This window comes from Vampirovibrio chlorellavorus (assembly GCF_003149375.1).
Classification (GTDB): domain Bacteria; phylum Cyanobacteriota; class Vampirovibrionia; order Vampirovibrionales; family Vampirovibrionaceae; genus Vampirovibrio; species Vampirovibrio chlorellavorus_B.
On record NZ_QFWH01000002.1, the window covers coordinates 110,489 to 133,825 of the forward strand.

The 23,337-nt window shown below is 54.7% G+C and carries 16 protein-coding genes, 1 tRNA gene and 1 other RNA gene; 12 read left to right on the top strand and 6 right to left on the bottom strand.

The window, feature by feature from the left end; genetic code table 11:
* Nucleotides 1-5: 5 nt before the first annotated feature.
* The gene (truB, locus tag DF283_RS02860; RefSeq protein WP_303673204.1) at nt 6-923 is read right to left on the bottom strand and encodes a tRNA pseudouridine(55) synthase TruB; all 918 of its coding nucleotides are present in this window, start codon (nt 921-923) and stop codon (nt 6-8) included.
* 177 nt (nt 924-1,100) lie between these two features.
* Here truB and DF283_RS02865 point away from each other — a divergent pair.
* The 5 genes from DF283_RS02865 (at nt 1,101) to ssrA (ending at nt 6,974) form a co-directional block, all read left to right on the top strand.
* Nucleotides 1,101-1,176 (top strand) — tRNA-Gly (locus DF283_RS02865).
* A 190-nt stretch (nt 1,177-1,366) separates the two neighbouring features.
* Entirely contained in the window at nt 1,367-3,415 is a 2,049-nt protein-coding gene (locus DF283_RS02870) for a hypothetical protein (RefSeq protein WP_303673205.1), read from the top strand.
* Nucleotides 3,416-3,618: 203 nt separating this feature from the next.
* Complete coding sequence (locus tag DF283_RS02875; protein ID WP_303673206.1) at nt 3,619-5,454, top strand: phosphoribosyltransferase-like protein; 1,836 nt, start codon at nt 3,619-3,621, stop codon at nt 5,452-5,454.
* 179 nt (nt 5,455-5,633) lie between these two features.
* On the top strand, nt 5,634-6,119 hold the full coding sequence (locus tag DF283_RS02880) for an FKBP-type peptidyl-prolyl cis-trans isomerase (RefSeq protein WP_303673207.1): 486 nt from the start codon (nt 5,634-5,636) through the stop codon (nt 6,117-6,119).
* Nucleotides 6,120-6,542: 423 nt separating this feature from the next.
* Nucleotides 6,543-6,974: a transfer-messenger RNA gene (gene ssrA, locus DF283_RS02885) on the top strand.
* A gap of 120 nt (nt 6,975-7,094) precedes the next feature.
* Here ssrA and DF283_RS02890 read toward each other — a convergent pair.
* Complete coding sequence (locus tag DF283_RS02890; protein WP_303673208.1) at nt 7,095-7,694, bottom strand: hypothetical protein; 600 nt, start codon at nt 7,692-7,694, stop codon at nt 7,095-7,097.
* 374 nt (nt 7,695-8,068) lie between these two features.
* Between DF283_RS02890 and DF283_RS02895 the strand changes: the two genes are divergently transcribed.
* Nucleotides 8,069-8,947 (top strand): hypothetical protein, encoded by an 879-nt coding sequence (locus DF283_RS02895; RefSeq protein WP_303673209.1) that lies wholly within the window; start codon nt 8,069-8,071, stop codon nt 8,945-8,947.
* A 114-nt stretch (nt 8,948-9,061) separates the two neighbouring features.
* Here the strand turns inward: DF283_RS02895 and DF283_RS02900 are convergent, their stop codons facing one another.
* Nucleotides 9,062-10,585 carry a carboxypeptidase M32 gene (locus DF283_RS02900; RefSeq protein WP_303673210.1) on the bottom strand — a complete coding sequence of 508 codons (1,524 nt, stop codon included), beginning with the start codon at nt 10,583-10,585 and terminating at the stop codon, nt 9,062-9,064.
* A gap of 111 nt (nt 10,586-10,696) precedes the next feature.
* Nucleotides 10,697-11,563: a BtpA/SgcQ family protein gene (locus tag DF283_RS02905; protein WP_303673211.1), complete on the bottom strand. Its 867-nt coding sequence runs from the start codon at nt 11,561-11,563 to the stop codon at nt 10,697-10,699.
* Between the two features lie 228 nt (nt 11,564-11,791).
* Here DF283_RS02905 and der point away from each other — a divergent pair, with 228 nt between their 5' ends.
* From der to DF283_RS02925, 4 genes are all read left to right on the top strand, one after another.
* The gene (der, locus tag DF283_RS02910) at nt 11,792-13,177 is read left to right on the top strand and encodes a ribosome biogenesis GTPase Der (protein WP_303673212.1); all 1,386 of its coding nucleotides are present in this window, start codon (nt 11,792-11,794) and stop codon (nt 13,175-13,177) included.
* Nucleotides 13,178-13,189: 12 nt separating this feature from the next.
* Nucleotides 13,190-13,771: a glycerol-3-phosphate 1-O-acyltransferase PlsY gene (gene plsY / locus DF283_RS02915; RefSeq protein WP_303673213.1), complete on the top strand. Its 582-nt coding sequence runs from the start codon at nt 13,190-13,192 to the stop codon at nt 13,769-13,771.
* Nucleotides 13,772-14,794, top strand: a complete 1,023-nt coding sequence (locus DF283_RS02920) for an NAD(P)H-dependent glycerol-3-phosphate dehydrogenase (protein ID WP_303673214.1) — start codon at nt 13,772-13,774, stop codon at nt 14,792-14,794.
* Nucleotides 14,795-14,855: 61 nt separating this feature from the next.
* Nucleotides 14,856-15,407 (top strand): hypothetical protein, encoded by a 552-nt coding sequence (locus tag DF283_RS02925; RefSeq protein WP_303673215.1) that lies wholly within the window; start codon nt 14,856-14,858, stop codon nt 15,405-15,407.
* Here the strand turns inward: DF283_RS02925 and DF283_RS02930 are convergent.
* Together DF283_RS02930 and DF283_RS02935 are read right to left on the bottom strand one after the other, a co-directional pair.
* Entirely contained in the window at nt 15,404-15,823 is a 420-nt protein-coding gene (locus DF283_RS02930) for a DUF6812 domain-containing protein (RefSeq protein ID WP_303673216.1), read from the bottom strand. The two genes, DF283_RS02925 and DF283_RS02930, sit on opposite strands and share 4 nt — an antisense overlap.
* Before the next feature lie 190 nt (nt 15,824-16,013).
* The gene (locus tag DF283_RS02935; protein ID WP_303673217.1) at nt 16,014-17,033 is read right to left on the bottom strand and encodes a polyprenyl synthetase family protein; all 1,020 of its coding nucleotides are present in this window, start codon (nt 17,031-17,033) and stop codon (nt 16,014-16,016) included.
* 184 nt (nt 17,034-17,217) lie between these two features.
* Here DF283_RS02935 and DF283_RS02940 point away from each other — a divergent pair, with 184 nt between their 5' ends.
* Together DF283_RS02940 and DF283_RS02945 are read left to right on the top strand one after the other, a co-directional pair.
* Nucleotides 17,218-20,493: a PD-(D/E)XK nuclease family protein gene (locus DF283_RS02940; protein WP_303673218.1), complete on the top strand. Its 3,276-nt coding sequence runs from the start codon at nt 17,218-17,220 to the stop codon at nt 20,491-20,493.
* Nucleotides 20,493-23,237 (top strand): ATP-dependent helicase, encoded by a 2,745-nt coding sequence (locus tag DF283_RS02945; RefSeq protein ID WP_303673219.1) that lies wholly within the window; start codon nt 20,493-20,495, stop codon nt 23,235-23,237. Before DF283_RS02940 ends, DF283_RS02945 begins: the two co-directional genes overlap by 1 nt.
* Nucleotides 23,238-23,337: the final 100 nt, after the last annotated feature.

Genomic DNA, 23,337 nt, shown 5'->3' on the forward strand with positions numbered 1-23,337 from the left:
AGCGTTCAATCCAAATGGAAGATTTTAACGGGCTTGAGCCAATGACTGACGCACTGCACCACGCCCAATGGCTTCCCTTGCCAGGTGGCCAGATACAGGGCGTTTGGCTTCAGTTTCACCAAGGTATTGTCCTTACCGCTGTCATCAGCGGCAGGCAGCACCTTCACGCCGTTCCACAGCTTTTTGGCTTCGTCCTCATGAGATAAAGCAATAACCGGCACACTCAGGAAGGCGGTGGGGTCCTGCAAATAAGCCGCCGGGGTTTCGCTCTGCTGAAGGGTTTCCAGCGACACGCTGTCCGCCACGGTAAACTGGCCATGCTCCGTGCGCACCAGGCTGGACATGTAAGCGCCACAGCCCAAGGCCTCCCCAATATCCCTGGCCAGAGAACGAATATAGGTGCCGGAGGCGCATTTGACATCCAGTGTGAGTACCGGATGCGCTGGGTTGTCCCGGTTCAGGCCGGTGCAGGTCAACTCATAAATCACCGTTTCCCGCACCGGCAAGTCCGCCGTTTTGCCCTGACGGGCCAATTCATACAATTTTTTGCCGCCCACATGCACCGCGGAATACAAGGGCACCTGCTGCTGGATGACGCCCCGAAACTGGGCCAGAACCGATTGCAGGCGCTCTTCTGATAACGCCAGAGCGCTGCAATCAACCTCAGTCAGCACTTCGCCCTCGCTATCCAGGGTGGCGGTGGTTTGTCCCAAGGTTACGGCTGCCGTGTAGCGCTTATCGGAAGGGAAATATTCAATCAGGCGGGTGGCCTGCCCCAAACAAAGTGGCAATACGCCTTCTGCCAAGGGGTCTAAAGTCCCCAGGTGACCGATTTTCTTGAGGCCATAGACCCGGCGCAAGCGGGAAACCACGTCGTGACTGGTGATGCCTTTGGGCTTATAGAGGTTGATGGCGGCAAACATAGTGGGGGGCTCAGTCCTATTGTATGTATCTGGCAAAGCGAAACAAGCGGATGGTTATGGTTTGAAAACTTGACAGGAGCGTTTGGAGGGGAGAATAATTCTATTACCAATACAGGGTTTTGCCAGCCCCAATTTATGGAACAATGGCAATTCCCCTGTGTCAAACCACCACCGGATGCGGGTGTAGCTCAGTTGGTAGAGCATCAGCTTCCCAAGCTGAGGGTCGCGAGTTCGAGCCTCGTCGCCCGCTCCATTTCTCTTCTACTTCGTTCATCATTTTGAGTGTCACTGAGATCACACTTTAAACAAACGGAATGCGTATCATTTTTTAGGGCCATTCCGTCTTTAAACGTTCAACGCCCAGCAACCTCTCAACCCGGGCGATCCATTCGTTTCATCACTGCTCTCCCTGTTTTTTTGCCCTTATCAGCGGGATATTTTCAATGTCTGTCTATCATTTGCGGGGTGTGACCCCCGCCCCCCTGCCTCGTGTCCCTCAGGATCCTTCGGTTGCCTCAAGCCGACCGGACACCATGTCGGTCTCCCCCGATGCCTCTGCCCGGGCATCCTTGTGGCACTCCTTGCTTCAAGCGGCGGAACAGGAGACCTCCGCTCCCGGGGGGGCGCATACGACTAAGGGCGCTGGGGACGCTTTTGAGCGTCTCTGGACGGCCACTCCCAGCGATGTGGTTGAAAAAATACGAAAACAACAAGCGGTGATTCAGGCAACCGATATCGAAGACATTATTGTCAGCAATTTCCCGGCTGAGGATCACCGGCTGGCCTCCTTACTGCTGGAGGAGATGACCCGCTTTGCCAGTATGAAAAGCCTGAATGGCTTACAAGGCCTTCTGGTTCATAAAAACCAGCAAAAGAAGCTGGATATTTACTATCAGCGAGAAGGCTCTTTAGGGAGTACACTGAACTACTTGGCCAAAAAACATGCAGACTTGCCGGAACATCCGTCCAAGTTAAGAGCGTTACAGTCTCCATTCCAAAACAACGTGCTGAAACAAAAATCTTTGGATAGAGTGACGCGGGGCGCCATTTTACTGGATGCGGCAACCCTGGATCAGTTAGCCCAATCGCCGGCCTTGCGAGCCCACGTCCTGAAGCACAAGCTGCGACTGTTGTACCCTCGGGGCTGGAACGAAGGGGTGAATCCGTTTAACCAGCTATCTGTGGAAGGGATAGCCGTTAAACTGGCCAAATTGTTGCACATTGCCAAGCAGTTACAGCAAGAACAAGGATTGAGCGAGGAGCAATCGGTTAAGCAGGCAGTGTTGTATCCCACGCGATCCCTGTTGGCAAGCTGGGGGCTTAAAAAACGATTGAGAGTGCTGGAGCCGGGTTTTCCTGCAAGTCCGCTTTTAAACCCCACGCTCACTCACTCGAACCGTTTTCCTTCCAGTGACACTATTGTGGAGCAACTGGCCCCTGCCAGTATTTCCGAAGATGATCTTGACAGCGCGCTTAAAAAATTTCAGCAGCCCGCCTATCGAAAGGGGGCGTTGGAGGTTTTGGCCCAGCAGGCGGAAATCTTCAGCCCGCTAAGGTTGAGCCTGACCGCTCAGGCCCTGCATCTCAAAATCATGGACTATGCCAGGGCGCATCAGGTTCCTGCCGAGCGTGTTTTTTATTACATTCCCACCATTGCCAAGAGTTATGGGCTGGTTAGCGCCAACCACCTGATGGTGAATGAGATACCCTATGCCCAGTTGATTGAAGATCCCGCCGTTATTGAAAATCAGGCCGACAGTATTCTGGTCGTTCTGGATGATGTGGCGGGTAGTGGTTTCAGTCTCCACCGGGCTCACCACTCTATCCGAAGTAAGAATTTTTCCGGAAAAATTATCATTGCCCCCCTTGTTTCCACTACAAACGCCCAAACACTGCTTGAACGGCAAGGAGATCGAAATATGACATATCTGTCCGCCTCTGTCGTGCCGAGCTTCAAAAAGCACCCCGCGTTCCAGGCGCTTTCACCTGGCCTGCAGCAGGTGTTGTGTCGTGTGGTGGGTAGTTTGGGTTTTAAGAATAACGGGTTGAGTCTGGCTTTTCCCTACATGACGCCCGATAATAACAACGGCTTTTTTGCCAACCAGATTGCGCCTTACTTCACTCTGAATCGTGCGGGGTGTAAGGGGTGGGGCTTTAATTACCCCACGGAAAAACTGGGTGAACTGCTGCAAGCAACGCATGAGGACGGTCGGAACCGTCAGAGTCTGGATTCGGACTTCGACCTGGGTGACTCGGACCTGGGGTGGAGTGACTCGGATTTCGAGTCGGCTGTATCCGATCTGGAGGAGGAGCCGGATCAAAAGCCGGTTGCTTACTTTTCTCTGGGTGGGCTGAAGAAGAGTCCGGCCCTACTGAACCTTGCCGCGCAGGCTCCTGAGGATTCCCCGGAACGCATGGAAACAGACCCGATCTCCATTTGGAAACGAACCTCCGAGTGGTTGAAACGGGCTTCGCAATCAAGTTCCATTTGAGAGCCATTGTCTTTTGCGGGGCAAGCCTTAACCTGCTCAAGCCGCTAGGCTCTTTCTTAATGTCCCTTTGCCCACGCCTGCCCATGCTTGCCCCTGTCAGTGAATCCCACAGGATGAGCCCGCAAATTTTCAGGCGTTTGCGGTTTAAGACAAGATGAATCGATAATCATTTCAGTGCTAATGCCCCCGGATTGTTTTCTATTATGACCCACATCGCCATTGCCCCAGCCATATTTCCCTTGCCGGGCCCCCGCTCCGGTGAGGGAAGCCCCAAAGAAACTGCCACAAAAACAGCGTTCAGCGCGGATCAGGCGCATTCCGTCCTGTCCCTTTCCAGGTCGTTTAAGGCGGATTCCGAAAAGTCCATCCAGTCCGCTGCGGGCGATGTCTTGCAGATTTCCGGGGCAAGTCGCCTGTCTCCCCGGCAGTCTCCACTCAAGGTCTCCGCTGAGCAGGTGGTGAAGAAGCTGGAGGCTCAACAGCACATAATTACCGTAGAGGCTTTGGAGAAGGCGCTTTTGGAAAACTTTCCAGACCAGCGCGATCGGGAGCTGGCTGTCAAAATCCTGACCCAAATGACCCGCTTTGCCAATATGAAGAGCCTGAACGGGTTGCAAAGTGCGCTGGTTCGGTACTGCAAAAAGAACTCCCGGGCTTTGTACTATCAGGGAGAGGCCACGCTGGGCAGCACGCTGGACTATCTGTCCCTGAAGCACAAGGTTTCCGGGATCATGCATCCTTTTGTTAACCCCGTCTTGGTAGAAGTGGACGATCTGAATACCGTGAAAAGCGGGGCTATCCTCCTGGATCAACCCACCAAGGCCCGGCTGCGACGCGATCCTCAATTATGCGAGCATATTCGCCAAAATGACATCAAGCTGTTGTATCCCCCGGGCTGGGATGAAGGGGTGAATCCCTTCAACCAGCAGCCGTTAGAAGTCCTGATGGCCAAACTGCCTCCACTGATAGAAGCAGTCCGGCAGCAATCCGGTAGAACCAACGCCGATGAGACAGAGACAATTCAGCTTATCTTGAACCAACCGACCCAGGAGCTGATGACATCACTGAATCTGAAAAATTCCCTGGAAGATTTGAAGGAGGCCGGTGGTTACCTGGCACCCCACAAAAAGAATGCACCTCCTTCTGTTGAAAAGATCGTGGAACAATTGGCCCCCAAGCAGCTTGGGCTTCCACAACTGAAGCAGGCGCTGGCGGATTTTATGGGCGAGCAGAAGCCTAAATTTTTAGATGAGGCGGCGCCTGAAGTATTCCAGTTGGTTTTGAGCATTCTGAACGAGCAAGCGCAAGTGTATAGTCCGCTTCGTCTAACCCGGCTTTTGCAGGAGCAGCACCGGGATATCACGGCGCGGGCGCAGCGTTTGGGGCTGCAGCCTCACAACATTATTTATTATATTGATGAAAAGAAAAAAAGTTATGGGCTCGTGAATTATCACTATGCCCAGGTGAACGGAGTGGCCCCGGAGCAGCTGGTGGACGGGCTCCCTGCCCTGAGCAAGCACTCGGCGCAAACCCTGTTGACCATTGTGGATGATTTGGCCAGTAGTGGGGACAGTCTGGTGGATGTGTACAACAAACTGCGAGAGGCGTTGGGTCCTGAAATCCCCCTGCACTTTGCCCCGCTGGTCTCAACCAGCAAGGCGGTTCAGGTATTCCAGGAGATTCAGCGGAACGATTCCCGATGCACTTACCGGCCCGCGCAAATCGTGCCGTTGTTTGAGGATCAGGCCTTTTACCAGCAGGCTTCACCAGCGTTACAAGCAAAGTTTAAAAAGGCGATTCTGCATCTGGGCCACGGGGGCAATGGCTTGAGTCTGGCTTTTCCCTACATGGCGCCCGATAATAACAACGGATTTTTTGCCCGCTATATCGCCCCGCTTTTCACCCTGAACCGGGCTGGTTGCAAAAATATACAGCCTCCTGCACCGTTCTTGAAGACACCCATGATTGCGCACGATGCAACCCATTCTCCCGAAGCGCCAGCATCATCGGATCGTCCCAGGCTTTCGGCTACCGTGTAAAGGGCTGGAGCTGGGTGTTTGTTGACCCTCTGCCTGCCGGGCGGTTCCGGTGAAGGCCGCCGGTGAGGTGAGAGGCAAGCAGGATGAGTTGATCTTGTGAACCGGGCCTGTTAAGGTAACATATTTAAAATCCACAAGTAAATATTCCGTTCAAACCAAGCAATAATAAGGATTGTGTCATGGCTGCCGAACTGGTAACTGTTAATAAAGTTGTAAAAATGAACTACACCCTGACGGATGCCAGTGGCACCCTGCTGGACTCTTCTCAGGATGAGCCCATGGAGTACTTGCAAGGTCATCAGAACATTATTCCCGGTCTGGAAAATGCCCTGGAAGGCCTGAAAGCCGGTGATAAAAAACAGGTGACCGTGCAGCCCGAGCAAGGCTACGGCGTTCACAACCCGGAACTGATTTTTGGCCTGCCCATTGAGCAATTCGGGGGAGAGGTTCCTCAAGCCGGGATGGTGGTTCAGCTCCAGTCGGAAGAAGGGGTGATGATGGCCACTATTGTGAAGCAGGAAGGCCAGGAAGTCATTCTGGACGCCAACCATCCCTTGGCTGGTCAGGTGCTGAACTTTGACGTCGAAATCGTGGGCATTCGGGAAGCCTCCGCTGAAGAGCTGAGCCACGGTCATCCCCACGGTCCCCACGGACACCACCACTAACAAACGGGTATGGCGCCAGGCACTGAAGCCTGACTGGCCTCCTACAATGGCCCGTGGTTCACACGACCCGGGTCATAATCGGGACGGCCTGCTCAGAAGCCAGCGTGTTTCGCCCAGACACCCGAAGTCGGGGTCTTTTAATCACTGTTGCCACTGGCCGCTTTATTCCAAAGTGGCCAGTTTTGGCGTAGGGGCGGCATTCGTTGACGGTCACCCCCGCCTGTCCGCAGCGATATTCCAGAGCGTGATTTTTAAAGGCTGATATTTTAATATTTCCGATTGAACCTCTCCAAGTCCTCGACGTCATGTGTTATAGTTCCCTATACAAGCGTTTTGTACTTTGAAAACCGAGTCCCCACAATTTTTCCAAACGCTCATCAAGCTGCGCTTTGGACTTGCCATAAGTTCAAACCCCAGCTTTATGGGGCCGATTTGGATTTGACAGGGCGAATACGGACGCAAACTGCGCGTCGTGGTGCTGTTCCACGTAAAAACAAGCAATTTGACAAATGCCAAAAGCAATGTCATCGCCGTTGATTTCGGCGCTCGTGCTCGCAAAGCTGCTTAATAGCAGTCTTGTAGCATAAGCCAAGAAATCCCCTCGACCTACTGAGGGTGGCCACCTTGTATCTCCTGCATGCCGAGATACCGGGTCCCCCATGCATGCTAGCGGAAGCCGGATGATCATACGGTGAATGCGAATCCCATGATCGAGCCTGGCGAGGCCAAACGCTTGGATCAATCCTAAGGTCCTGGGAAGTGCCTTGGGTTGGTTGACGATAACTCTTCCCTACACGCGTAGACGTTTGCCGGCGTACGTTCTGGACGAGAGTTCGAATCTCTCCGGCTCCACCATTTCTTCTTCTGTGCGAGAGGGCGACTAAGTGACCTCTACGGCCTGAAGGTCTTGGTTCTACTTGATCGACGGCTCCATTATTTTGCTAAAGAATTAAATATTTTTTCGATTCTTAATGCTTATTGGTGCCATTCCTCAACAAGATAAAAATGCCCCCAAAGATGCCTTGTTACCAGCCAGTCTGAGAAATACTCGTGACCGTTGCGGACATAACGGGAAGCCTTTCGCCATTTTGTAGCTTTTATTGCATTCTCGGACGGCAATTTATCACTTGGATCATAAATGAGTGTCCTATTGCTACCTACTGTGAAAGATAATCCGGTTGTTCCCCAGTGGAACTTCAATCTGGCATTAGGAGAAACGTCGGTTTGGGCCTTGTATTCAGGGTACTTAATAGATAAGTGAACGTAATCACCCACTGGAAACCATCGCAGAAATGCAGGCGTGATCCAGAGCCAGAAAACGAGGCTGATTAGTAATGAGAGAGTCATTTTTCGGAGTTTGTGCCAAAGAGCAAACAGAATAAGAATACTGATAAAACATAGCCACAGAAGTCCTAAAAAACCTTCCAAAAGAACAGCTTCGATTTCGTGTTCAATATAAATTGAACTATAAATATTAAAAGATACAGCTGTCAGTAACGGAATCAGGATAAGTGGCCATAAAAAAGGATCCTTGTATGGATGATTCGATTTCGGTGAAGATAGCTCACCTTCCATTGTATTGGCACCACAATTAGGGCAGATCTCTGTACCGAGTGGGATAATCTTTCTACAATTTGGGCAATCAGTTTTCAAAATATTTTATATGTTCTTTTTTCTTGGGGTAACAGTTCGGGGGAATCCTAACATAAACGCTCTATAATCGACTCCTCAGTTCAAGTTTAATTTATATATTCTCTGGGGGAAGTTGCGTCATATTCCCCCTGCTGGCTCGCTCCGCAATCCATTTGCAAATTACCCGCCCCTCCTCAACCTTGAACGTTGCTGTCCCTTGTATTGGGTAAAAGTCTGGCGCATTGAACAGGCTCATCATTTGCTAAAATAAACGGAACGATCCGTCGGAACACCCCGCAAGGACAAGGAGCTTTTTAGTGAAGTCATGGCTGATTGCCGGTCTGTTGCTTGGAGCCGGCTGTTTCTCCAGCGCCTTGGCGGATCCACTGGTGGGAGAAATCGCCAACTACCCAGACTGGCAACCAGAACTGGAGGAAGTTCTGGAGATCGTGGAACATGAGGTGCAGTCGCATCGGCCTGAAAGCGGCCATGAAGCGTTGCTGGAGGAAATTAAAGACACCGATCCCAACACAGGCAGCTCAGGCAGCCTGATTCCCCATATCCCGGAGCCGATGAACTTCGACCTGATTCGGCCTTTGGGTGCCCGGCAGGGAGAGTTTGAGGTAAACAGTCTTTTTCTGAAAACAGTCACTGGTAAAACCGCTCTGGACTGGGCCCCGGAAATCGAATATGCCATTCTGGACAATCACGCCATTGAGTTTGAGCTGCCCTTTGAAAACACCCGGCTTGAAACTTTAAAAGGGGCCTATCAGGTCACCTTTGGGGCGGATAGACACCACCGGCTCATTCATGGCATGCAGGCCATCGGAAAATATAATCTGCATACCCGCAAAACCTCGGTCACCGGTCTCTACATTGTGGGGTGTCAACTCAATGATCGGTGGAGTGCCTTGACCATGGCCGGACTTCGCCATACAGGCCTGAATCACAGAAGCGGAAGTTTTGTGGGATTGCTGAATCCCAGCTTGTTTTACACCCACTCCAAGCATCTGCGCTTGGGGTTTGAGACCAATTTAAGCCTTGCCAAATCAAAAAATAATCATTACCTCTACCTGCCGCAAGTGCATCTGGAGCTTGGTAAAAATTACAGCCTGCAGATTGGGGCCGGGTTCGAGCATTTTGCCGTCAACCGGTTCCGGCCTGTGTTGGGCATGAGACTGATTCGAGAGATGTAGCCCCGAACCTCATAGTGTTGGACGCCTGAAGTCAGAGCCCCACGGTGTCCGAAGGACCCGGGGCAATGCTGCGCTGGTTACCAAGGAACCGACAGCGACCGCTGGCTTGGCCGGTTAGCGCTGAATGTTAAAAATGTCGCCGTATTTTTGCCACAGGTAGTCCACAAAGTAGCGGGCGTTCAGGGGTTCTCCGGTGACCCGCTGCACAATGGTGGCGGCGGATTCCATCTTGCCCACGGCGTGAATTTCCTGGTTCAGCCAGTTTTTGAGCGTGAGCAGATTCCCGTGGGCAATGTCTTGCTCCAGGGTGGGGTTTTGCTGCTTGGCGGTGTTAAAAAACTGGGCGGAATACAAATTCCCCAGCGTGTAAGTGGGGAAGTACCCAAACGATCCGTGGGACCAGTGAATGTCCTGCAAGGCCCCCTCGGCGTCATTGGCCGGGGTAATGCCTAAATATTCCCGCATTTTGGCGGCCCAGGCCTCCGGCACTTCATCCACGTTCATGGTGCCTTCAATCAGGGCCTTTTCAATCTCATAGCGCACCATAATGTGCAGATTGTAGGTCACTTCATCGGCTTCCACCCGGATGAAAGAGGGTTGCACCCGGTTAATGGCATGGTAAAACCGCGCCAGATCAACGCCTTCCAAAGCGGGAAATGTTGCTTGCAGCTTGGGGAGGTAATGGCTCCAGAACGCTTTGGAGCGCCCCACCAGATTTTCCCACATGCGGGACTGGGATTCATGAATGCCCAGCGAGGTGCCTTCCGCCAGTGGGGTACGGTTCAGGGCCGGGTTGACCCCTTGCTCGTACATGCCGTGTCCCCCTTCGTGCATGGAGGAGGACAGGGCGGAGAACACATCATACTCGTCCACCCGGGTGGTCAGGCGCACATCCATGGAGCTGGTGCCGGAAGAAAAGGGGTGCGGGGCCAAGTCCAGTCGGCCCGCGGCAAAATCAAAGCCCATATCTTTTAGCACTTGCTCGGAAAAAGCCAGTTGATCGCTTTGCGGGAAGGGGCCCTGGTGCAAAAAGTCCGTTTGCGGGGTGTAGCCACTGCCCTGAATGGCCTTGAGCAGGGGCACTAACTCTGCCTTTAGTTGTTGAAACTGAGGGTCCAGCTGCTTCACGGTCAGGCCCGGCTCATAGTCATCCAGCAGGGCATCGTAGGGGGAATCCTCATAGCCTTGGGCTTCGGCCATACGCTGATTGAGGGAGACGATTTTGCGCAAAACCGGCTCAAACTGCTTGAAGTTTTTGTTGGCTCGGGCCTCTACCCAGATTTTGTGGGCCTCAGCGGTGGTTTCCACAATTTCTTGCAACAGTTCGATGGGCGTTTTCTGGCTTTTGTCGAAATTGCGACCCACTTCCCGCACCAGGGCCTGACTCATGGTGTCCAGTTTTTCCAGTACCCCCGGTTGACGCAGGTTGCGCAGGTGTTCGGCCATTTCCGGGCTGGTCATCATATTGTGAGAGAGTTTGGCCAGGGTGGCCATTTGCTTGGCCCTTAATGGGCCGCCCTGCTCCGGCATGTAGGTTTCCAAATCCCAGCTCAGTATGGCCTGGGTGGCCGAGAGATCGTGGATTTCGTTGACCAGCGCCTGAAACGCCTGAACGGATACAGCGGTGGATGTTTGCATGGCCTGACCCTCTCTTTTCGCACTCGGTTTGCGCTTAATCTCTCACACTATTGTAGCCGGAATGAACCGCTCTCAAAAGGGCTTGACGCCAAGCTCAATAAAGGGGGCCGTTTACCGCTGCAGAAAAATATCAGGGTCCATTTCCTGAACCGTTTTAACCCCCCGCAGGCGATTGACCAGTTCCTCCACCTGGGGCATGTCAATGGTGGGTGGCAAATCCGGGTGCAGGGCGCTGGCCTTGCGAATGCCCGCTGCCAGAATCAGGCCGTCGGCGGATTCAAACCAGCCATCCGGCTCGTGGTGAGGACTTTCATGCTCCACCCAGACCGGGAAACGGGTTTGTTGTTTGAAAGCGATGAGCGCTTCAGGCTGTAGGGCTTGGCTGGATATGGCTAGGCTAATGGGGCCAAAGTGGGTCGGGAGTTCCTGTGCCAGGGTCAACAAGTGGGCCAGTGTGTGGGCTTGCCTGTTGGTGGCTTGGTTAATGCCGGTGGTCAGATGCTGAGGGGACAGATCCACCAGCAAGGGGGGCAGCTCGGCCTTCAGTCGGTTTTTGTAATGCAGCAATTCATTCAAGCGGCTGTTCACCACACCGCTCTCGGAAACAAAAGCGCCACTGAGGACCGAGAGTCTGAGAAAGTCAGCGCCGGTGTTCAGGGCAATGGCCAACGCGGTTTCCGGGTCGTTGCGCAAAACGGAAATCCCCACGGGCAAGTGGGTGAATTGCTTGAGTCGCTTGGTCAGCAAGGCCATGGCGATAGCCCCGGCCACATCCATGCGTTCCCGGGAGAATGGGGTATCGTGGAAGTTCTCTAAAATCAGGCCATCCACGCCACCAGTGGCCAGAGCGGTGGCTTCCTGCTCCGCCCGGGCAATCAGGATGTCCCAGTTGCCGTCCCAGTCCGGGGAGCCGGGCAGGGCCAGCAATTGCACCCGACCGATAATGGGTTTGGGTTTTTGAAATATTTCCGATAACATAGCCATATTCTAATACGGAAGCAGTTCTTCTCACAGCGTCCGTTTGTAGAAAATATTTGGAGACTCGTCCGCAGTTTCTCCGGCCCAATTCCCAATCCCAGCCCTCGCGTTAGCCCGTCCAAACCCTGATCTCCCAAAAACAGGCTCGGTTTGAGCCCAAACGCAAACCGGAACCCGCTCCGCTTTTTATTGGAGAAACGGATTCCCTTCAAGAATGGACAACACCTTATGAAAAAACCGACTGTCGCTATTATTGGTCGCCCCAATGTGGGCAAATCCACTCTGGTCAACCGCATTATCGGCTCCCGAAAAGCCATTGTGGACGATACTCCGGGGGTAACCCGGGATCGCTCCTATTACGACGCGGACTGGCAAGGGAAAGCGTTTACGCTGGTGGATACCGGCGGGGTCATGCCGGATGCCGATCTGGAAGAGCATCCGTTTGCCGAATTGATCAATATGCAGGTGGAAGTGGCCTTGGCGGAAGCGGATCTGGTGGTGTTTCTGCTGGATGGTCAAGCCGGTATCACTGCGGTTGATGAGGATATCGCCGAACAGCTCCGTCGTAGCGGCAAGCCCATTTTGCTGACCATCAATAAAATCGATCGCCACGATCAAAAAGCGCTGGCCGCTGAGTTTTACGCCCTTTCTTTAGGGGAACCCTACTCCCTGTCCGCCTTGCATGGCAACGTGGGCGTGGGCGACTTGCTGGATGAAATCATCAAGCGCTTGCCTGTCCCGGCGGAAGACGTGCAAGAGGACACCCGCATCCACATCGCTCTGGTGGGCCGTCCCAACGTGGGCAAATCCTCCATTCTCAATGCCCTGCTGGGCGAAGAACGCTCCATTGTCAGCGATATTTCCGGCACCACCCGGGACTCCCTGAACGTTCCGGTGACCTTCGAGGGTGAGGAATTCGTGCTGGTGGATACCGCAGGCATTCGTAAAAAAGGCAAAGTGGACTACGGCATCGAGATGTTCTCGGTGGATCGCTCTATTCGGGCCGTCCGAGACGCCAATGTAACGGTGATGGTGCTGGATGCCACTGAAAACATTCAAAGCCAAACCGCTGGTATGGTGACCGATCAGGATAAGAAAATCATCGATATGAGCAACCAGGCGGGCAAAGGGCTGGTGCTGGTGGTCAACAAATGGGATTTGATCCCCGACAAGACCTCTAAAACCGTGGAGACCTTCAAGAAAAAACTCTATCAGGAGCTGCCCTTCGCCGCGTTTGCCCCGGTGCTGTTTACCAGCGCGGCCAAAGGCCAGCGGCTGACCAACATTTTTGAACTGGCCAAAACCGTGCATGAGAACGCCAATCGCCGCATCAAGACCAGTCTGGTCAATGAGGTCATGGCCGAGGCCTTTACCCTGTCTCCGCCTGCTCCCATTAAGCAGCGCCGCCTGAAGTTGCTGTACGCCACTCAGGTCGGGGTGGCCCCGCCCACGTTTATCGTGTTCGTCAATGATGCTAAACTCATGAAAGATTCCTATCGTCGTTATCTGGAAAAAAAGTTGCGTGAAAACTTCGAGTTCTCCGGAACGCCGATTGTGATTGTGACTCGTTCTCGTGAAGAGAAAAAGGAAAGAATGCAAAAGAAGGGAAAATAGGCGGTAGAGACAATGCATTACCTGATTGCGGCCATGCTTGGCTATTTGATTGGGGCGGTTCCCACGGCGTACCTGGTGGTTAAAAAGCTGACCGGGCAGGATATTCGGCAGGTGGGCAGCGGTAACGTGGGCGCCACCAACGTCAAGCGGGCTGCCGGGTTCAAGCCGTTCCTGTTTGTGTTGTTGATGGACTTTCTGAAGGGTACGGTGCCAGTGCTGTTGGCCAAGTTCGTGTTTCCGGGCGCCCCCTGGTTGCACGTGCTGGTGGCTTTGTCCACGGTGATTGGTCACAGCAAGTCTATTTATCTGGGCTTTGCCGGCGGGAAGTCGGCGGCCACCGGTTTGGGTGGCTTTGTGGGCCTTGACCCGGTGGCCGGGCTTTTACTGGCCGTGATTGCCTATACCACCATGCGCCTGACCCGGATGGTCTCGGTGGGCTCCATGTTGGCCAGCGTGTTGGCGCCCATCCTGCTGATGGTGTTCAAGGCCCCCGTTCCGTATCAAATTTATGCCGCCATTGCCGGACTTTATGTTATTTATTTGCATAAGGCCAACATTCAGCGGCTGTTAAATGGTACGGAGAACCGTATTTAAATGAAAAAACTGGCAATTTTGGGTGCAGGCAGTTGGGGGCTGACCCTGGCCTGGTTGAACGGCGCTCAGCACGAGAACGTGTGGCTGTGGGACAGAAACCCGGACAAAGTAGCCGCCATGAGCCGGGATCGCAAGGTGCTGTTTCCGTTGCCGGTGATTTTGCCCCAAAAGCTCAACCTGACCGCCTCGCTTGAAGAGGCCGTTCGGGATGCAGATGTGATTTTGATGGTGGTGACCGTTTCCGGCACCCGGGAAGTCCTGCGCCGTTTGCGGGATGAGGTGAAGTTGCCTCGGCAGGTGGTGCTGGTCAACGCCTCCAAAGGGATAGAGTTTCCCAGCCTGAAGCGCATGTCCGAGGTGTTTGCCGAGGAAATGCCGGACAATCCCTATGCGGTTTTGTCGGGGCCCACCTTGGCCATGGAGATTTTGAACGGCTTGCCCACCGCTTGTTCCATTGCTTGTGAGGATTTAGAGATTGCCGAAGCCCTGCAACGCGATTTATCCCACGATTTATTCCGCCTTTATTCCAACACCGATGTAACCGGGGTGGAGTTGGGCGGGGCTCTGAAGAACATTTTCGCCATCGCCAGTGGCTATATGAAGCAAAAACAGTTGGGTGATAATGCCCTGGGAGCCCTAATCACCCGTGGCTTATCGGAGATGACCCGCTTTAGCGTGGCTTTGGGGGCTGACCCGGAGAGTCTGTATGGAATGAGTGGTCTGGGCGATTTATTGGCCACCGCCAACAGCCCTTTGAGTCGAAACTTTCAGGTGGGGGCCCGTTTGGCCCAGGGGGAAACGCTGGACAATATTTTGACGGACCTCAAAGTGGTGGCCGAAGGGGTTAAGACCACCCACGCCGTTTACGAGTTGTCACATAAAATGGGGCTGGATACGCCCATTGTGGATATGGTGGAGATGTGTCTGTCCGGGCCTTTTTCCGAGAAAATGATTGTGAAAAGCCTGATGACCCGAAAGTTGAAGTCCGAGCAAAAGGAGGCTTCCGGTAAGCCGCTGTTATAGCGGGAGAGGGCTTGGGCCGATTTTCAGGCGGAGAATATTAACATAAGAGTGGGGGAGCAACATGATGTTACCAATTCGGCCCAATGCCGCCAGACAGTCCCAAGGCCCTTCCGGGTATCAAAATTCAGCGCCCAAAAAAGGATTACGGTGGCGTGCGCCGCAGGGCAGGCCGCTCTTTTCCCGTCCTTCGTTGCAACGGAAAGACGGATTTGAGGGGGTACCGACTGGCTTCAGCCGAAGGCAGTTGCTTCAGGCGGGTTTGCTGAGTCTCTTACCTTTATCGGCGTTCGGGTTGAGGCCAGCGCCAGCCCAGGCCCACCCTTGGGAGGATATCCCCATTGAGCGTCTGACCCCGTTCTCGGAGGCGGACTTGAGGCGAAGTCAGGCGGCGGTGGCCAAGGCCCGGCCTGAGCTTTTACCCTTTGAAAATACCTTGCTGGATCGGCATCAACACTTCCTGCTGAAGGCCAACGATTGGGTTCGTCAGGCTCAGGAATTGAAAGCCCAGGGAAAAGACCCCCGGCAGGTGCTGGATCGAGCGGCTCAAAAAGCTCAGCGGGGCGACCCGGAGGCGCAAGCGGTTCTGGATGCCATGCGACAGTATTTTCACTAGGCGTTCTGGGAACCGGCAGAAGGCTGTCCCATGGTGCGCACCATCTTGGAACGCAGCTCGTCAAAGCGCAGGGCTTCATCCTTGCTGTATTCGGTATTTTTAAGCACCGCCTGGGCCGAGGGATGCACCATGATGATGTTGTCGATATGGAGTTGCATAAAGCTGTAAATCCGGGGCGAGCTGGGGCCGTTCCGGTTGATAAGTTTGGCGTCGGTGACGGCCAGAAAGCGTCGATCCGGGTCGTTGAGCAAGTCGCTGATGCGGCGTTCCTCACGGGCGTCTCTGGAAACGTGGATGATGCCCTGCACTTCGTGATCGGCGGTCAGGATGACCACTTCCATGGGAATGGCCGCTTCTTTGCCGCCAATGCGTCTGGTTTTGGGAGAATTTTCCGAGGGGAATGGCCCGGCTGACATGGTGTTGCTGTCCTCATGCTCGTAGGGTGTGGCGTATGAGGGGTATCGACCGTGTTGGGCAAAAGTTTAATCGGATTTTGAGACTGTAAATTGAAACAACACAAATCAGTGTGATTGAAATTTAACCAGCAGGAGGCATTCCTGAGAAGGTTTGAACTTACAGCGATTGGGGCGTCGGGCGCACTTGTTTCTACGCCCGGCGCTGGGGGATGAACTCGGCCAGGTTGATCAGGGCGGTCTTGGCCTCGGAATCAGGTAGGAAATCCAGTGATTGCTTGGCTTTCTCCACGTATTGATCGGCCAATCGTTGCGTACCAGCCACCGCATCGGCTTTGGTCAGATAGTCTTGGATTTTCTGGATCAACGTTTCATCACTGGGCGTTTCAAACAACTGGGTGGTCAACTGCTTCAGTTCCGCTTGCGCTTCGGCGCTCAGTTTCTCCGATTCCAGGGCCAGCAGGATGGGAGCGGTCAGCAACCCGTTGCGCAGGTCATCCAGCACCGGCTTTCCCATTTCGGCTTCGGTGGCCGTGTAGTCCAGCAGGTCATCAGCCACCTGAAAGGCAATGCCAAAGTGGTGCCCGTAAGATTTCAGGGCTTGTATCTGCGCTTCCGGCAAGCCGTTAATGACCCCTGCCGACTCGCACCCGGCGGAAAACAGGCTGGCGGTTTTGCACATGGTTTTGCGGTAGTAGCTATCCCAAGCGGTGTCCAGATGGTAGCTGCTGTTCATCTGTTCTACTTCCCCGTCACACAGGTCGGCCAGTACATGGGCGAAAATGGACACCAGACGAGGGTTTCCCAGTTTGGCCAGCTTGACGCTGGCCTGGGCCAGCAGATAGTCTCCGCTGAGAATGGAAATTTTATTGCCCCACTGGGCACGCACGGTTTTACGTCCCCGTCGCAGCTCGGAGCCATCAATAACGTCATCGTGCAGCAGGGTGGCCACATGAATCATCTCGGCCACTGCAGAGGCTTCCACGGCCTGATGAATTTCGCTTGCGGATTGAGGCTTGCTGGCCTGCGCGCACAGTAAAGTAACCACGGGCCGCAGGTATTTCCCCCCACTGAGCAGGGAATATTCCACGGTCTCTGCAAGCACGGCGGATTGAGGGGGGATGATCGCTTTTAGGTTGTCCTTCACCGAGTTCAGGGGCGCCAGAATGAGATCAAACGCTTGTTGGAGGGTGGGTGACAGCAGGGAGGACATTATTCAATCCAATCTTGTGGGGTAAAGGTAACTGGCCAGGGCTTTGCCTTATCGGGCATTATCGGTAAGAACCGGGGTGGCGTCAAACTGTCTCTATTTTACAAGGGACGCCTATCGGGGGAAAATAATAAAACGCAGTCTCAAACCTTCAATTTTTTATTGCTTTGCGCAGGGAGTCGAAAAATTGAGTTCCAAGTTCCCGCCGGTTTTGTTGGTTACTGGCCCTCCCGGTAGTGGTAAAAGCCGTTTTTTAGCCCAGGAAGCCATTCGTCTGCACGTGCAGGAAGGGCTGCCCCTGTCCAGTCTCTATATGCTGGCGGTCAGTTCGCAGAATCAGTCCCGGTTACAGGCTTACCTGCAATTGGAAAGTCAATTGGCCGGTCTGGAAGCGGCGAAAGTTCTGTCTGAAATTACGGTGCAAACCGTGGATGCCTTTTGGCTGGCTCGGCTGAATCAGGGGCAGCCTGAAACAAGCCGATGGCACTTGCTGAGTGAGCTGGAGAGCCAATCCCTGATTGCTCAAGCCGTGCAAACCATCATTAGCCCTCAACACCCCTTGTTTTCGGCCAGTCAGGATGCCTCTTTTATTCGGCTGATGGCGAATCTCATTCGGCAATGCCAGGTGCAGGGCTGCTTACCGGAGAGATTGGCAACGTATACGGACCTCTCTGAGGATCGGGCGGGTTTATTGGGACAGATTTACGCGCAATTCCTGCACTTTTGCCAGCAGGCCCGGCTGTTGACCTACCCGGCGCTGCTGCAAAGGCTCCAAGCTCAAGGCGCCGTTGTGGCCGCTGACCGGCCCCCTGTTCTACCTGCCCGGCTGTCGGCCCTTTTGATCGATGAGGCGCAGGAGTTATCGTCCGCGCATTACCATCTGTTGGCCTCGCTGCCGGTAAGGCTGGTGCTGGCGGGTAACCCAACGTTGGGGATTCGCAGCTACCGGGGCGGACAGCCGGACTGCTTTGAGACCTTCTTCCGGCAGCAGGGTCGAGGTGTTACCCATCAGGTGCAGCAGGCCAATTTGCGGAATAACGCGCCGGTCTTGTCGTTGCTGAATGGGCTGTTGCCTTCGCCTATTTGGGAGGAGCAGGCCCCCGATCCGGCGCGGGTCTCCCAGATGCTTCAATTTGGCTATTTTACCGATGCGGCCGCCGAAGCCATCGCCCTGGCCGACTACTTGATGGAGATTGTCAGCAAACAGTCGGTTACTGTGACTGATTTTACGGTGGAAGAGGGCACTCGTTCGGCCACTTGGGGGGATTGCGTGGTGCTGTTGCGTTCCGGGCGGTATAAATCGCACTTGTACGCCGCCTTTTTACAGCGAGGCATCCCGTTCCAGGATGAAAGTTTGAGTGAGGCGGTGCTAGATTTTCAGCGGGATTTTTACGCCTTGCTGCAGGTGCTGGCTCTGTGGGAACAGTGGGGCCTTCAGCCGGAGCAGTTTGAAGCGCCAGAAACACTGGAAAGCCAAGCCTTGCAAGCTGTAGCCTCCTCCCCGGAGTGGGCCCTTTCCCTGAAAAATCACAATCGATATTTGCTGCGCTGGTTAGAGGCGGTTCTGCACGATACGGCCCACGCGGCGGCGTTGGCCAAACTGACAGCGCCTGTTCAGGACGCCGAACCCGTTTGGCTGCTAGGGCTGTGGCTCAACCCGGAGCAAACTTCTCCCGTGGTTGTGGAGAGGCTGCAAGTGGTGGTGGCTTTGTATCAACAGTGGTTGGAGCAGGCCGATCCGGGGCAGTTGCTGGATGGGGTCTTACAGGCGCTATCGCCTGCCGTCACACCGGATGACAACAGCCCTGAGTCGGTGTTGTGGACGTCTGTTCAGCCTGTGCGAAAAGCCTTGGGGCAATGGGGCCAGCGCTTTCAGCAGGCCACCGGGCAAGGGGTGTCCTTGCAATTGCTATTGAACCAGTATGAGCAGTTCTGGCAGGCCTCGGCGGCCCCCGAAAAGCAGAATCAGGTTCGCTTGCTCAGCGTTCACCAGGCGCAGGGGGAGACGTTTCCCGTGGTGGCCATGCCTTTCCTGCAAAGCGAGGAATTCCCCAGTCAGCGGGAAAGCTCGGAGTGGCTCAGTCCCTCGGCGTTGGAAGCACTGGGCTTGCCCCTCCGGTTTAGCGAAGCCGAAGAGCGGCGTTTGTTTGCCGTGGCGGCCAGCCGGGCCAGTGAACGCCTGTTTTTAACCTGCCATCAGCAGCAGGAGGCCGAGCGGGTCTTGCCCTCCCCTTACTATATGGCCCTGCTGGCCCAAAAACGGCAGTTCCTGCAATGCCCTTCGGCGGCGCAGGTGTGCGCCTGTGAGTCTGGCGGTGCTTCGGTAGCGGCTTGTGAGGTGGATTTTTGTAATCAGCCCGCTCGGTTACAGGCTTTACAGCCAGAGGCATCCTTTGAAAGTGATTTGCCGGATTTTCAAACCGATTACCAGAGCCACAGCGCCTGGGCCCAACTCCAGCCGCAAGCCCCGGAACCGGTTTTTGAGGCGGGCGTGGATCTGTCCATCAGCCCCACGGCCATTACCCGCTACATGCAGTGCCCCCGGCAATACTATTACAAGCATTTGCTGGGCCTGAAAGAGCCGGGCTCGGTGGCGGCCAGTCTGGGCACGCTGATTCACAAGGTGATGGAAGCCTTCAACAGCCAAACCCCGACGGGGGAGCATACCCCTCAGCGCTTGCGGGAAGTGGCCGAGGCCTTCTTTGGATTTGAGGATGATGCTCATGCCTTTTACATGGCGGGCTTTGGGGAGCGGGAACGCCAGACCTTGGCCCAGATGAGCCCGCTGGCTCTGCATGCGCTTCGGCAGTCTTTGCTCGCTTCCATTGAGGACTTGACCGAGAAAGGGTATTTTGACCGATACGGCAGCCTGAAGGCCATTTATGCCGAACGGGAGCTGAAAGAGGTCGCTCTGGCCGGGTTGGAACGGTGTCGCTTGAGCGGAAAAATGGACGCCTTGGTTCAATTGGCCGATGGGCGCTGGGAAGTGGTGGATTACAAAACCTACGGGCCCAGCAAGTACGGTACCCGCTGGGACTTGTGCGAGCAGCGCTTTGAGGCCACCGTGGACGCCTTGCCGGACGAGCCGGAGCTGCCCCATCACCAACGTTTTGCCAACAAGTTAAACGCGGCCTACCCCATTGATTATCAATTGCCCCTGTACTATTGGGCCGCTCAGCAGGATCCGGCGCTTGCGGGCGGTATGGCCGGAATTTCCCTGCAACTGGTGCGCCCCCAGTTCCCGGATAATCCCGATCAGGGTTCCATCCGGCTGGGCTTGGGCGCCGATGTGCTGGATGCCCAGCGAGAGCATGTGTTACGGGATATTCAGAGCCATGTGATTGACCCGATTCTCTCGACGACACACTTTCCACCGGTACCGGAATCGGGGGCTTGCGATTACTGCCCCTACGTGGGCATTTGCGAGCAGGGTAACGCCGCAGAGGGGGAGGGTTTGGAGTAATGAGTCAACAGGATCTGTTTGAAGTGCCTGTATCCGAACCAACTGGGTCATCCGAAGTGCAACACGTGGGCAAGCCTTCGGGCGATAATTTCCTGAAGGGTCTGAACGCGCGGCAGCAAGAGGCGGTCATCACCCCTATTGATGAGCCTTTGCAGGTGTTGGCGGGCGCCGGAACCGGCAAGACGGAGCTGATTTCCCGGCGCTTTGTGAAACTGGTGCAGGATTTGCGCCAACAGGGCGTGGCTCGTCCGGAGGAAGCCATTGTGATGGTGACCTTTACCAAGGACGCCGCACAGGGCATGCGGGAGCGGATTCATCGTCGCCTGCTGGAAAATGGGGAAGGCGGTCTGGGCCCGGATACCTGGATTAGCACCTTTCACCAGTTTTGCATGCGATTGTTGCGCTTACACGCCGTGGATGTCCACTTGCCGCCGGATTTTGTCATTCTCAACCCGCTGGACCAGCAAGTGTTGTTCAACCGGGTGGTTAAAAGCGTCTTGCTGGGGGAGAATCATTCGCTCGGGCCATTGTTGGCCCAGTTTGGCTTGTCCGGGCATTTGCCGCCGGATGTCTTGAGTCTGGCCTCCCTGCAAAATTGCGGGCTGGCGGATGTGGAAAGCACCTTGTCTCCCGAGCGCTTGTTCGCCCTGATTACCCGCATCAAAACCGCCGGGCTTTCCCCGCTGGAGTTTTATGAAACCGCCCTGCGCCAGTCCACGGCCCTGACCGAACGGTTGATCGATTTGCCTGTGCCCCATGATCCTGACGCGGCCAAGCTGGAGAACCTGTTGGCCAAGGTAGATGCGTGGACGGCCAGTCTGGCTCCCTGGGCCCATGGCAGTTGGCAACCCATTCAGGCGGCTGAGCGCAAAGCGGAAGCCAAGGGCAAGAAGCTGAGCCCCGGCAGTTACAAGGACGAGGTGGAGGGCTTGGCCAGGTTTTATCTGGTGCCCAAAACCTTTGAGCCTGCTTTCCCCGATACGGATTTATTAACAGCGGTACTGGCGGTTGAAACCCGCCTGATCGGCATTGTGGCTACGGTTTATGCTCTATATCAGGCCCGTCTGCTGATGGAAAAGGCCTGCGATTTCGATGATCTGATCAATCACACCATTCACCTGCTGGAACGCCGCCCGGATTTGCGCCAACGGTACCAGAACCAGTTTGCCGCGGTCATTGTGGATGAGTTTCAGGATTCCAACGGTAGCCAGTTGCGCTTGCTGAGCTTGATCATTCGGGAGCGGGCCCGAAATCTGACCGTGGTGGGCGATGAGAAGCAGTCCATTTACGCTTTTCGGTTTGCCCAGCCGGAGAACTTAAGGCTGATTTTCGGGAAGCATCCCCACAAGACGGTGAATCTGCAAACCAATTACCGATCCTTGCCGCCGGTGCTGGCTGTGGCCAACCAGTTGACCGAGCAAATTGCCCAAGGCCCCAATCAACAGTTGGAACCCTGTGAGAAAAACGCCGGGGTTGCTGAGCCCAAAGTGGTTTGGCTGGATCTGGATGAAATGATTGAAAAGGAGAACGGTCAGCCGGGCAAAAAAACCATTGAGGAACAAAAAGAGCGGGAAGCCCGCTTTATCGCTTTGGAAGTGGCCCGTCTGGTGGAGGCCGGGGAGTGTCGCTTCTCGGATATTGCGGTGCTGGTGAAATCCCACGCCAAGGCGGAGCGCATTCAAGCTCAAATGGCGGCGTTGGGGATTCCCTCCATTAAGCCCAAGAATCTGGGCTTTTTTCAGGAGGCAGTCATTCAGGATGCTATGGCCCTGCTGCGTTTAATGTGCGACTTGAGCGATGAGTTGTCACTGGTGCGGCTTTTGCAGGCCAAATTGAACCATCGGCAACTGCGGGCCTTGGTGACCCTGAAAGACAGCTTGCCCAATCCCTCTCCGGAATGGGCGCATCGCAAGGCCACTTTGTTCGATGCCTGTCTGCACTTGCACGGTAATCCAGAGGCTTGCCCTCGTTTGCCTGCCCTTGTGGCTCAGGCGGTAGGCGATCTGGCCTTTCAGCTATTGGCCATCCGCAAGCGTAAGGCCCGGTTATCAGCGGTACAGTTGTTTCAGCAATTGGCGGGCGTCGTAGGATTGATTTCCTCCCAGACGCCGGTGTGGCAGCAAAAGCAACAGCGCATTACCCTGCGCATGTTTGAGAAATTGCTGTATTTATTTGGGCAAAATAAGCCCATTCAGCCCACGCTGGATGAGGTGCTGGAGATTCTAGAGCAGTACGCCGCCAATCCCAATCAGGAATTGCCGGTGAAAGAGGAACTCTCCGGCGAGGACGCCGTGCGCATTATGACCGTGTTTGCCTCCAAGGGGCTGGAGTTTCCGGTGGTGTTTGCCGCTTATACCGATTTGGGCGGCAACCGGGGAGGCAACGATACTACTCTGATTTTTGATCCGCAATATGAGGGCAAGGCGGGCTTTGGCCTGATTCTGGGCAAGGTGAACGGTCTGGATAATTTGAAGAAGGAAGTTTATCAGAAGTGCTGGCAAGCCCCTCGGGCAGGAACGGAGGCGCAGCGGGTGTTTTATGTGGCCCTCACTCGGGCCATGCGAAAGCTGTATGTGATTCGTAGTAATCACGCCCCAGACTGGACAGCCCCGGATGAGTACCCGGCGGCGTGGCGCACGGTTTTGTCTGAAACCCGTGATGAAGCAGTACTCTCGGAGCTTTATTGGGAGGCCGACACGGAGGCTTGGCGTCAGAAAATGGGCCTTGTGCAGGCTTTGCCGTAACTGTCATAGGGGAGCGTCCCGGGTTTTATGAATGGGGTTGCTCTTTAAAGGTACGTAATTTTTTGAGCCTGTCAGTTTGTGGGTGTTTGTTCGCTTAATT

Excerpts from the sequence above, each read along its gene's own strand:
- truB (WP_303673204.1), bottom strand. The coding sequence starts at position 923 with ATGTTTGCCGCCATCAACCTCTATAAGCCCAAAGGCATCACCAGTCAC.
- DF283_RS02870 (WP_303673205.1), top strand. The coding sequence starts at position 1,367 with ATGTCTGTCTATCATTTGCGGGGTGTGACCCCCGCCCCCCTGCCTCGT.
- DF283_RS02875 (WP_303673206.1), top strand. The coding sequence starts at position 3,619 with ATGACCCACATCGCCATTGCCCCAGCCATATTTCCCTTGCCGGGCCCC.
- DF283_RS02880 (WP_303673207.1), top strand. The coding sequence starts at position 5,634 with ATGGCTGCCGAACTGGTAACTGTTAATAAAGTTGTAAAAATGAACTAC.
- DF283_RS02890 (WP_303673208.1), bottom strand. The coding sequence starts at position 7,694 with ATGGAAGGTGAGCTATCTTCACCGAAATCGAATCATCCATACAAGGAT.
- DF283_RS02900 (WP_303673210.1), bottom strand. The coding sequence starts at position 10,585 with ATGCAAACATCCACCGCTGTATCCGTTCAGGCGTTTCAGGCGCTGGTC.
- DF283_RS02905 (WP_303673211.1), bottom strand. The coding sequence starts at position 11,563 with ATGTTATCGGAAATATTTCAAAAACCCAAACCCATTATCGGTCGGGTG.
- der (WP_303673212.1), top strand. The coding sequence starts at position 11,792 with ATGAAAAAACCGACTGTCGCTATTATTGGTCGCCCCAATGTGGGCAAA.
- plsY (WP_303673213.1), top strand. The coding sequence starts at position 13,190 with ATGCATTACCTGATTGCGGCCATGCTTGGCTATTTGATTGGGGCGGTT.
- DF283_RS02920 (WP_303673214.1), top strand. The coding sequence starts at position 13,772 with ATGAAAAAACTGGCAATTTTGGGTGCAGGCAGTTGGGGGCTGACCCTG.
- DF283_RS02925 (WP_303673215.1), top strand. The coding sequence starts at position 14,856 with ATGATGTTACCAATTCGGCCCAATGCCGCCAGACAGTCCCAAGGCCCT.
- DF283_RS02930 (WP_303673216.1), bottom strand. The coding sequence starts at position 15,823 with ATGTCAGCCGGGCCATTCCCCTCGGAAAATTCTCCCAAAACCAGACGC.
- DF283_RS02935 (WP_303673217.1), bottom strand. The coding sequence starts at position 17,033 with ATGTCCTCCCTGCTGTCACCCACCCTCCAACAAGCGTTTGATCTCATT.
- DF283_RS02945 (WP_303673219.1), top strand. The coding sequence starts at position 20,493 with ATGAGTCAACAGGATCTGTTTGAAGTGCCTGTATCCGAACCAACTGGG.